We start from the raw sequence: 10,500 nt of genomic DNA on the forward strand, positions 1-10,500 counted from the left end.
GGATCAGCTTGCCCGACCCGGCGAGAACCGGTCCTGGATTTCCAACCCGCCGAGTTCCGCGATCCCCGCCATGACCTGCCGCGTGAACCGGTGGAGTTCCTTCGGGCTCTTCACGTTGCCCTCCGGCGGCGCGATGGGTTCGCCGATCTCGACCGAGCAGTGGGTCAGTTTGCCCGACAGCAACGCGCCGAGCGAGAAGTCCGCCGTTCCGGTGATCACGACCGGATGCACCGGCACCCCGGTGCGGAACGCGGCCTGCGCGACCCCGGTGTGGCCGCGGTAGAGCAGGCCCGGCCTGCCGCGCGTGCCCTCGGGGAACACGCCGAAGACCTTTCCGGCCTCCAAGTTGGCCACGGAGACGTCGACGGCGTTGAGGCCGCCGATCGTGCCGCCGCGGATTGTGCTGATCTGGCCCTGGCTTTCGAACAGCAGGCGCATCAGCCGCCCGCGGATTCCGGGGGCCTCGAAGTACTCGCGCTTGGCGAGGAACACGATCCGGCGGGGGCACACGAGCGAGAGCAGGAACGGGTCGAACGGGGAAAGGTGGTTGGGGGCCAGGATGATCGGGCCTTCGGCGCTGAGCCGTTCCAGTCCCTTCACCTTCGGCCGGATGATCGCTTTGAGCAGCGGGCCGGGGAAGACGTATTTCAACGCGAAAAACGACGGCCTCAGGTCCCGCTGCCGCCACACGCGCCGCGGAGTCATCATGGTGCGCTCACCTCGTTCCCGGTCGCCGCTGACGACTTCAGCAGCGCGATGATGTCCTGGCCCACCGTGCTCGTGCCGAACGCTTCGAACCGCTGGTCGCGGAACCGGCTCCGGGCGAGGCCGCGCTGGACCTTGCCGCTCGTCGTGCGCGGCAGCGAGCCGACCGGGACGATCTGGATCCCGACCCGGGGGAGGTCGAGCGCCGCGGCGAGTTCCTGGCCCCACGTGTCCAGCACCGCGCCCAGTCCGTCCTCGCCGCGCACCAGCGACCGCGGCACCTCCAGCAGGACCATGGCCTCGTCATGGGTGGAGTGCGCGATGCCGAACGCCGCGGACGGGACGTCGCGCCGCGCGATCTCGGAGAGCTTCCGCTCGATGTCGACGGCGTGGTGCTGGACGCCGTTGCGGCTGATCAGATCGGCCTCCCGGCCGCAGACGTACAGCTCGCCCTCGTGGAAGAACCCGAGGTCGCCCGATTCGTGCCACCAGCGCCCGGCCGGGGCGTCCGCGACGGCCGGGACCGAGCCGATCGACCGGCAGTACGTTCCGGTGAACACGTTCTCCCCGCGGATCAGCACCGAACCGACCGTCCCGTCCGGAACCGGTTCGCCGTCCTTGCGGATTTCGACCTCGCAGCCCACCGGCCGTCCCGAGCTGACCAAGCGGCGGGCCCCGTCGTCCGAACACGGCCGGGCGGTCCCGGCGTGGTCGAGGTCGCGGGCGGAGAAGGCGCGGCTCACCGCTCCGGTGCCGCGCCGGCGTCCGGACACCATCAGCGTGGCTTCCGCCATCCCGTAGCACGGCAGCCAGGCCGACGGGTCGAATCCCGCGGCGGCGAACCGGTCCTCGAACCTCTTCAGCGTCGCGTGGCTGAGCGGTTCCGAGCCGTTGAGCAGCGTCCGGAGCGTCGACAAGTCCCCGGACCAGGCGGCGGGCACGCGGTCGACGCAGAGCCGGTACCCGAAGTCCGGGGCGACGCTGATCGTCGCGCGCACCTGGCCGATCAGGTCGAGCCAGCGGCCGGGACGGCGGATGAACGCCGACGCCGACAGGAAGTACACGCCGAACCCGCGGTACATCGGGAGCAGCAGGGACCCGATCAGGCCCATGTCGTGGTAGAAGGGGATCCAGCCGACGCCGACGTCGTCCGCCGTCACCCCGGTCAGCTCCTCGAGCGAAGCCAGGTTCGCGCCGAGCGCGCCGTGGGTGATCGGCACGCCCTTGGGCGACGACGTGGAGCCCGAGGTGAATTGCACCATCGCCACGCGGTCGGGCGACACCGCGGGTGTGTCCGGCCACGGCTCGGCCGTGCCCAGCAGGTCTTCGACGTAGAGGATCCGTGCCCGGGGATAGTCGCCCGCCTTCTCCGGCGGGATCGCCGTCCGGGACGTGAGGACGACCGCGCCGTCGCTCTCGTTCACGATCCGGCCGAAGCGTTCCTTCGCCCGGGAACCGCCGGACGGCGGCGGCAGCGGCACGGCCGGAACCTCGCGCAGGAGACAGGCGAGGAACGCGTACGCGAATTCGAACTGGTGCTCCAGCGCGAGCACGACGCACGGGCTCGTGATTTCGCCCAGCGCCGCGGCGAGGCGGCGGGCTTGGTCGTCGACCTCCGCGGACGACTTCCGGTCGATCAGGATCTCGTCCCGCTCGAAGTCGCAGAAGGCGACGGAGCCCGCCGAGCCCGCCACGTTCGCGGTCCACCGGTCCAGGAACATCTCGTGCATGGGGCTACGCCTTCTCGTTCAGGACGCTGATCGCGGGCCACCCGGCTCGGTCCTCCTGGAGCACGAGTTCGACCACGCGGTCGGCGAGACCGTCCGGACACGCCGTGCGGATGCCCAGCAGGTGCAGCGCGCGCACCGCGGCCAGTTCGGCGATGTCCTTTTGGTGGCTGGTGAGGACGTCCGCGTTGACCTTCAGGAAGCCGCACACCGCACCGAAAAGGTGCGTCCAGACGAGCGCGTACCCGGCGGCCGAGGACCGGTCGCCGCTCCGGGTGCGGTCGAGGTGCTCGCGGAGCGCGGCGGTTTCCCGCCCGCTCATCTCGATCGGCAGCGTGCCGGCGTCGAGGTCGTGGATCAGTTCGAGCAGGATCGGGTTGTCTCCCAGGCTGGTCAGCCGCAGGTCGCGACCGGACGGCTGCCACGCGAGCGGCGGGCTGTCGACGGACACCAGCGGGGCAAGCGCCGCGGGATCGCGTTCCTGGAGCGCGGTTCCGGCCTGTTCGAGGGCGTTGCGCAGGTTGACGTGCGACGTTCCTTCGAAGATCCCGGCGATGTCGTGTTCGGTCGAAAGCTGGTGCAGCCGCCACGCGTACGGCGTGTCGAGGAAACTCCGCGCGCCGAGAACCCGTTGCGCGGCACGGATTCCGCGTTCGGCGAGGAACGGGATCCCGGCCTTGGCGATCGACGACCAGAGCGCGAAACTCTGCGGACGCAGGACGAGCGAGCGGAGCGAGATGTGCGCGAAGAGTTCGCCGAGCGCGGCGTCGAGCGCCATCGACAGGATTTCCTCGCGCACCTCGGGCAGCCGCGAGATGGCCTGCCCGTACAGCTTGCGCCGGTCGGCGTACTTGACCGCGATCGCCAGCGCGCTGTCCAGGCTGCCGAGCGACAGGCCGGAGATCAGCGTGCGGGTGACCTGGAGCGTCTTGAGCACCTGGGCGACCCCGATGGACTCCGGCCCGACCAGCGCGGCCGCCGCGGGTCCCTCGAAGCGGATCCCGCCGAGGTCGTGTCCCCACATCCCGATGGAAGTGGCGGGATCGCCGGCGCGGACCGCGGGGGAGGCGGTCCGGTCGACGAGCAGCACGGACAGCCTGCCCCGGTCCGAACGGGCGAGGGTGGTGCAGACGCTGCCCTTGGCCGCGTTGCCGATCGGCCACTTCTCGCCGCGAAGATCCGCTTCGCCCGGACCGCGCACGCGGTAGGTCGTGCGGGTCGCCTGGAGGTCGCTGCCGGTGTCGCGTTCGGACACCGCGAAGCCGGCGACCCCGCCGTCGAGCAGCCGGGACGCGACGAGCGCCCGCTGCTCCTCGCTGCCCCACAGCCACACGGGGTTCGCGCCCAGCAGGCTGGAGCCGTATTTGATCACCGGCGTGATGGACCGCTGCGAGACCTGCCGGGCCATGACGAAGAGGTCCCAGGGATCCGTCAGGTATCCGCCGAGGGCCGCGGGAACCGTGTACTTGCCGAACCCCGCGCGCAGGGCGGCTTCCTCGACCTCCCGCGGATAAACCCGCCGGTCGAACCGGTCGTTGAGGGCGTGCAGCCCGCACGGATTGTCCTCGGCGAAGAAATCGCCGAGGTCGATCGACGGCCGGGCGGTGCTGGCGATGCTCATGGGAGACCTCCCGCCGCCTTGCCGACGGCCCGCGCCAGGGACATCAGCGCGGGCATCGGGCGGGCGTAGACGGTGATTTCGCGGACAAGTCCATTGTGGACGGTGAGCACGTCCATTCCGTGCACCGTCTTGCCGTCGACCGAGGCGGTGAACCGCAACGCGTGCCGTTGCGCGGCGCCGCTCTCGTCCGACATCGGCGGGTACGGGTACCGGATTTCGTCGAGGGCGATCGACAACGCCGTCAGCAGCCCCATCACCGCCGCCCGGCCCTGGTAGGGCTTGGGCATGACCGGGCTGTGCAGGACGACGTCGTCGGCCAGCAGGCGTTCCAGCGCGGGCAGGTCGCCGGCGACCGCCGCCTCTTCGAACGCCGCGCAGATCGGGATCGTTCGCGTCACTCCGGCAGCTCCAGGGCGACCTTGTCCGCCAGCTCGCGCACCGTGCGGACTTCCGCGAGCTTCTGCGGATCGAGTTCGACGTCGAGTTCTTCCTCCAGATCGGTCACGATGCTGAGCAGGTAGACCGAGTCGACGCCGTAGTCGCCGAGGGGCCGGTCGACGTCGACCGCCGAGTCCGGGAGGTCGAGGTAGTAGGAAGCGCGCCCGACGACGAACTTGGTGATCCGCTCCCGAACCGCGGTTCCGGACGTGTCGATGTGTGTCATTGGAATAGTCCTCCCTTGTGGTGCTGTCCCCCAGCGGTCGCGTCCACGAGCCGGTGCCCGGCGCCGGGCAACCCGAGCAGGGCGTCCGCGACCACTCGTACTTCGTTCAGGACCTCGTGCCCCGCGGTCGGCCGGGCGGCCGAGAACTGGAACGAGGTGAATCCCTCCAGCGGGGCGCCGAGCGCGAAAAACTCCGGCGCCTCGGTTCCGTCGGCGGTCACGACCTGGAAGCGGTCGTTCACCACGACGCCTTCGTAGCCGGGTTCGCGTCCGGTGCTCAGCTGCCCCTTGCCGAGCAGCCGCGAGGTCAGCGTGGCTCCCGGCGCGAGTTCGCTCGACGCGGCGATGCGGCCGCGGAGGAAGTGGCCGGACTCGGCTGCCGCGCCCGGGAACTGCTGCGGCAGCACGTCCACGACGCCGCTCGCGACCAGGGCTTGCACGCGCCGGGTGGATTCGAGGCTCGCCCCGTTCACGCATTTGCCGATCATCGGGAAAAGGCGGCTCCGGACGGCGCGGTCCTGGCCCGCGCTGAGCACCCGCCGGTCGCAGAGCCGCTGGATGGCCGGGCGGAACCGGCGGAGGACGACTTCGAGCGCGGTGCACAGGACGTCGCCCGCGAGCCCTCGCCGCGCGGTCCGCACCGAACTCTCGATCAGCTCGCCGATCGGCGGCCGCGGACGGCGGTCGAGCACGTAGACCTGGAACAGCGGATGCTCGGTGACGCGGGGGAGGGCGCGGGGCAAGTGCCGGTCGACGGCTTCGGCCACCCGGGCCCAGTCGTCGAGCGCGCTCAGGTCGCGCAGTTCGTCCAGCCGCCCCGGCAGTTCCGCGAGGTCAGCCGAGAGCGACGCAGCCGCGTGCACGACGACGATCTCCGACAGGATCCTGGTGCGCAGCGCCTCGGCGGTCAGGCCGTGGTTCGCCGCGTCGAGGAAAACCGGTGCGCAGTCCGGCATCGGCCGGTCCGCGTCGAACGGGCGCGGCAGCGGAAGCAGCCCGCTGGGGCTGACCATCGCGATCCGTCCCGGTTCCGCGCCCGACGGCTCGTACCGGTATCGCCCCGCGTGCGGGACGAAGCGCCCGCCCCGGCCTTCGGTGAGATGCAGGGCCAATTCGATCGCGCTGAGCCCGGTGCCTTCGATCGTGACGGTGCTGCCCGGAAGCGGGGAATCCGGCCAGGGATAAGGAGTGGGGACGCGGTCGGTCAGCGCCCGGTGCCCGGCCTCGTGGCCGACCAGGAGCACGACCGCGCCGACCTCGAACGTTCCTTCGCCGGGCGTCACGATCGTGAACGGTGCCCGGCCCTGCTCGGCTTCGATGTCGGTGACCAGCGCGCGCACGAGCCGGACCGCGATCCCGTGCCGTTCGGTCAGTTCGCGCCGTGCCCGCTCGAAAGCGCCGATCAGCGCGGAACCGTGCTGCGCGCGCACCGCCCACGACCGCGATTCCCCGCCGGAACCGTTCTCCGCCAGCCACGCGAAGAGCGTCTGCTCGCGGGGGCCGAGGGAAAGCCCTTCGGCCGAGCGGTTGAGGACGGCGTACGCGGGCAGGGCCGGGTCGTGGACCCAGCCCGCGCCGAACTCGCCGACGGCGTTGAAGACGACGACCTCGCCGAACCACGGCGTCGCGCCCTCGTCGAGCAGCTGGACCAGGCTCTGCAACAGGTACGTCGCCCGCGGCCCGCCGCCGACGAGCGCGATCGCCGGGCCGCTCATCCGACGCTCTCTTCGAGCGCGTCCGCCAGCCGGTCGAGATCCTCGGCCGTGATGGCGCCCATGGTGCTGATCCGGAAGCAGGATCCGGCGTATTCCCCTTGTGCCGCATAGGCGCGCAGGCCGCGCTGGGCCAGGTGTGCGGAAAGCGAAGCGAAGGTGTGTCCCTCCGGCAGCCGCGCCATGGTGAGCGCGCTCGCCGGTTCGACGCCGTCGAGGACCGGCCACAGCCCGAGCGCGGCCAGCCGTTCCCGGAGCTGTTCGCTGCGGCGGCGGTACCGGAGGTTGCGCTTCGGCCACCCGCCCTCGGCCTGCAGGTCGTCCAGCGCCGCGGAAAGACCTGCGGCGACCTGGGTGGGGAGGGTGAACGCGAGATCTCCCGCGGTCTGGTGGGAGACGTGCTTGCCGAGGTCGAGGGTGATCGGGGCGCGGACTGGGGGAGCGGCTTCGGGAATTTCCCGCGGCCGCAGGCAGATCGCCAGCCCCGGCGGCGCTTCGAGCGCCTTGTTCGAGCACGTGGCCCACCAGGTCCGGACGCCGGACGGCACGGTCAGATCCTCGCCGGCGAAGCTGCTGACGGCGTCCACGACGAGGTCAAGACCTTCGGCGGCGCACAGCGCGGCGGTGCCCGACAGATCGTTGAGCGTGGCGGTGGACGTGTCGTGGTGCACGATCGCCAGGCGGTGCGTTCCCGGTCGAAGGCCGGACCGCACGACGTCGGTGAGCGGTTCGCCGGGTCGGAAGCCGATCTCGTAAACGGGATAGCCCACCGCGGCAAGGGTTTGCGCCATGCGCGACCCGTACGGTCCGCCGACCACGACCGCGGTGTCGCCACCCTCCCGGGCGGCGTCGAGCACGATCGCGTCCACTGCGGTCGCGCCTGATCCGGCGAAGACCGCTGCTTCGTGGGTGGCGCCCAGCAACGGTTCGTACACCAGGGGAAGCCGGGCGCGGATCGTGCCGAGGAGGGACAGGAAGTCGGGGTCGCGGTGCCCGATTTCGGGCCAGGCAAGGGTTTCCCGGACGCTCGGGGCGAGCGACACCGGACCGGGGTTGAACAGCGGACGCTGGGGCCAGGGCGCGGTCGTCATCCGGCGTTCACCGCCGACGCGGCGAAGCGGGCGCCTTGTTCGCGCGGCCCGAGCCGCGGCCTGCCGACGGGAACGACGTCGCCCGCGCGTGCCTTCAGCACGCACAGATGCGGGCCGGGCGCGGTGGCCGCAAGGGAGCGGTTCAGCAATTCCTCCGCCTTTTCGAGACTGTCGGCGGTTCCGGTCGACGGGTAGCCGACCGACCTCGCGATGCCTTCGAAGTCGACCCCGCCGCTGAGGCTCGGTTGCGCACCCGTCGAGTCGTAGGCGCCGTTGTCGATGACGACATGCGTGATCGGGACGGTCGCGTAGCGCGCGAGCGCCACCATGCTTTCCAGGCGCATCAGCAACGCTCCGTCCCCGTCCAGCACCACCAGCCTGGTCCGCGGCGAGCCCAGCGAGACGCCGAGGGCGAGGCTGGGCACGCAGCCCATCGAGCCGACCATGTAGAGGTCCTCGTCCCGGGCCTCGATGGATTCCAGCTCGCGGCCGGACATGCCGGTCGTGGCGATGACCGAGAGGTCGTGGCCCTGCCGGAGCCGGGCCAGCAGTTCGATGTAGGCCCGCCGGTTCGGCAAGGTGCCCGAAGACGGTTCCGTGCGCTGCTTCTCGAAGACGCCCTTCGGGACGAGCCAGGCATGGCTCTGTCCCTTGTGGACAGACTGGGCGGCTTCCTCGGTCGCGGCGAGCAGGGAATCGTGGTCCTCGACCACGGTGTGGCCCACGCCGATCGCGTCGAGCACGCCCTCGGTCGCCGCGCCCATCAGCCGGTGCTGCGGTTCGTCGCTCGTACCCGGACGGCCGCGGTAACCGACGACGAGCAGCAACGGCACCCCGAAGGTGGCCGCCAGCGACGTCAGCGGGTTGACGGCGTTGCCGAGGCCGGAATTCTGCAGGTACACGGCGGACCGTTTCCCCGTCAGCCGGGCACCGGCCGCGACCGCGACCGCCTCGCCCTCGTTGGTGCTCAGGATGTGCTGCGGCACCAGGGTGTCGAGGTCCCGCAGCCACGGGGCCAGCAGCGAGCACGGGACGCCCGCCACGAGATCGACGGCCCCGAGCGCCTTTTCGACGGCGGAGTGGAACGACTCCGCGGCGAGGTGGTCAACGGTCACCTGACGTAGCTTTCGAACAGCGCCGAGACCTCGTCGAGGCGTTGCAGGGCGAAGACTTCCTTCACCGGGGCGATCTCGTCCTCGACGTCGCGGCTGCTCCCGTTGGCGCGGATCTGCGTCAGCACGCGCTTGACGGCCGCGATCTGGGACCGGATCCCCTGGTTGGCGTAGATGGCCAGGGAGAACCCGGCCTCGCCGAGTTCCTTGGTGGTGAACTCGTAGTAGGTCGTCGGCACGCAGACGAGCGGCGTCGGCGAGGTCCACCGTTCGGCGAACTCGAGGAGTTTCTCCGCGTGCTTCGTCTTGTCGTGGACGAGCACGGCGTCGGCGCCCGCTTCGGCGTAGGCGAGGCCGCGTTCGAGGGCCTCGTCGACGCTCGCGCCCGCGATCAGGGCCTCGGTGCGCGCGATGACCTGCTGCTGCTCGACGACCTTGCAGTCCAGCATCGCCTCGACCTTGCCCGCCATGGTCGCGGCGGGGATCAGGGCGTGGCTGTGCTCGACGAAGCTGTTCATCTTCGGGAACGTCTTGTCCTCCAGGCAGAGGCCGTAGACGCCCGCCGCGAAGTAGTGCTGCGCGGTGTGCCAGGCGTTGACCGCGTTGCCGTATCCCGCGTCGCAGTCGACGATCACGGGCAGGGAAGTGGCCCGCAGGATCGCGCTCACCGCTTGCGCGGACTCGGTGCGCCCGACGATGTCGGCGTCCGCGAGCCCGAGCGATGCCGAGATCTCGAGGCCGCTCGCCCAGACGAAGTCGAAGCCGGCCTCGTCCACCAGGCGCGCGCTCAGGCCGTTGTGCGCGCCCGCGGCGGTCAGGATGTGTTCGGTGTCTTTGATCGGCCGCCATTTCCGGTCAGCGGCAATGGCGTGGATATTGTCGAACAAAACTTCCCCCGGTGGTTGCGGTGTGAAACCAGACGCGGCTGAGCTGCTCCCCCGTTCGCAGCTGTTCCCGGGCACATTACTTGACCGGCGGCCGGTTAGTCGAGCATTCATTTCGCAATGATCGGGAACGCGTCCTCGCGGCGGCGGCGCTTTCCTCGCCGGTAAGGTCGGCGGCATGAGATTCGGGCCGGTTTACTCGCCAGTCATCGCGCTCGCGCGCACCCTCTTCGCGCTGCAGGGATTGCGGTTCGCCAAGATCGGGACGGAGCACATTCCGGACGAGGGCGGCGCGGTGCTCGCGATGAACCACATCAGTTTCTTCGACTATGCCTACGTCGGGCTGTCCGCGCTCGAGCGCGGCCGGGTGATCCGGTTCCTGGCCAAGAAGGAGGTCTTCGACAACCCGGTGGCGGGCCCGCTGCTGCGGTCCATGAAGCACGTCCGGGTCGACCGCTCGGCGGGTGCCGGGGCCTACCGAGCGGCGGTGTCCGCGCTGCGCGACGGCGAGCTGGTCGGGGTCTTCCCGGAGGGGACGATTTCCCGGAGTTTCGAGCTCAGGCCGTTCAAATCGGGTGCGGTGCGCATGGCGCGGGAGGCCGGCGTGCCGATCGTCCCGGTGATCGTCTGGGGCTCGCACCGGGTGTGGGCGAAGGATCTTCCCAAGCGGCTGGGCCGGAGCCGGACGCCGATCGTGGTGCGGGCGGGAGCGCCGGTGGCGATGGCCCCGGACGCCACCGTCGCCGAGATGTCCGCGCAGCTGAAGGAGGTCATGCGCACGATGCTGCACGAGGTGCAGGAGTCGTATCCGGAGCTGGCCGGCGACGACGCGAGGTTCCTGCCCGCGCGCCTCGGCGGGACGGCGCCGACTCTCGAGGAGGCCGAAGAACTGGACCGGGCGGAAGCGCAAGCGCGGCGCGCGCGCCGGGCGGCGAAGGCATGACCGCATTTCGGCTAATGCGCAGGCAAGGTTTTAGCGAGGTT

The 10,500-nt window shown here is 70.7% G+C and carries 10 protein-coding genes; 1 reads left to right on the forward strand and 9 read right to left on the reverse strand.

What is annotated here, in order from left to right; all coding sequences use genetic code 11:
* Window positions 1–3 precede the first annotated feature (3 nt).
* The 9 genes from CU254_RS05850 to CU254_RS05890 are packed head-to-tail and all read right to left on the reverse strand — an operon-like array spanning window position 4 to window position 9,519.
* Entirely contained in the window at window positions 4–708 is a 705-nt protein-coding gene (locus CU254_RS05850) for a 1-acyl-sn-glycerol-3-phosphate acyltransferase (protein ID WP_078560712.1), read from the reverse strand.
* On the reverse strand, window positions 705–2,435 hold the full coding sequence (locus CU254_RS05855) for an AMP-binding protein (RefSeq protein WP_009073681.1): 1,731 nt from the start codon (window positions 2,433–2,435) through the stop codon (window positions 705–707). Before CU254_RS05855 ends, CU254_RS05850 begins: the two co-directional genes overlap by 4 nt.
* Window positions 2,436–2,439: 4 nt before the next feature.
* Window positions 2,440–4,053, reverse strand: coding sequence for an acyl-CoA dehydrogenase family protein (locus CU254_RS05860; RefSeq protein ID WP_009073683.1), 1,614 nt, complete (start codon window positions 4,051–4,053; stop codon window positions 2,440–2,442).
* The gene (locus CU254_RS05865; RefSeq protein WP_009073687.1) at window positions 4,050–4,451 is read right to left on the reverse strand and encodes a nuclear transport factor 2 family protein; all 402 of its coding nucleotides are present in this window, start codon (window positions 4,449–4,451) and stop codon (window positions 4,050–4,052) included. Before CU254_RS05865 ends, CU254_RS05860 begins: the two co-directional genes overlap by 4 nt.
* Window positions 4,448–4,717 (reverse strand): acyl carrier protein, encoded by a 270-nt coding sequence (locus CU254_RS42895; RefSeq protein WP_009073688.1) that lies wholly within the window; start codon window positions 4,715–4,717, stop codon window positions 4,448–4,450. Before CU254_RS42895 ends, CU254_RS05865 begins: the two co-directional genes overlap by 4 nt.
* The gene (locus CU254_RS05875; protein ID WP_009073690.1) at window positions 4,714–6,432 is read right to left on the reverse strand and encodes an FAD/NAD(P)-binding protein; all 1,719 of its coding nucleotides are present in this window, start codon (window positions 6,430–6,432) and stop codon (window positions 4,714–4,716) included. Before CU254_RS05875 ends, CU254_RS42895 begins: the two co-directional genes overlap by 4 nt.
* Window positions 6,429–7,520, reverse strand: coding sequence for an alanine--glyoxylate aminotransferase family protein (locus CU254_RS05880; RefSeq protein WP_009073692.1), 1,092 nt, complete (start codon window positions 7,518–7,520; stop codon window positions 6,429–6,431). The genes CU254_RS05875 and CU254_RS05880 overlap by 4 nt, the downstream gene beginning before the upstream one ends.
* Window positions 7,517–8,635 carry a phosphonopyruvate decarboxylase gene (gene aepY / locus CU254_RS05885; protein ID WP_009073693.1) on the reverse strand — a complete coding sequence of 373 codons (1,119 nt, stop codon included), beginning with the start codon at window positions 8,633–8,635 and terminating at the stop codon, window positions 7,517–7,519. The genes CU254_RS05880 and aepY overlap by 4 nt, the downstream gene beginning before the upstream one ends.
* Window positions 8,632–9,519, reverse strand: a complete 888-nt coding sequence (locus tag CU254_RS05890) for an isocitrate lyase/phosphoenolpyruvate mutase family protein (protein ID WP_050788121.1) — start codon at window positions 9,517–9,519, stop codon at window positions 8,632–8,634. Before CU254_RS05890 ends, aepY begins: the two co-directional genes overlap by 4 nt.
* A gap of 175 nt (window positions 9,520–9,694) precedes the next feature.
* On the opposite strand from CU254_RS05890, the gene CU254_RS05895 reads away from it, so the two are divergent.
* A complete protein-coding gene (locus CU254_RS05895; protein ID WP_009073695.1) occupies window positions 9,695–10,459 on the forward strand; it encodes a 1-acyl-sn-glycerol-3-phosphate acyltransferase in 765 nt (254 codons plus the stop codon).
* Window positions 10,460–10,500: the final 41 nt, after the last annotated feature.

It is taken from the genome of Amycolatopsis sp. AA4 (genome assembly GCF_002796545.1).
Taxonomy (GTDB): Bacteria; Actinomycetota; Actinomycetes; order Mycobacteriales; family Pseudonocardiaceae; genus Amycolatopsis.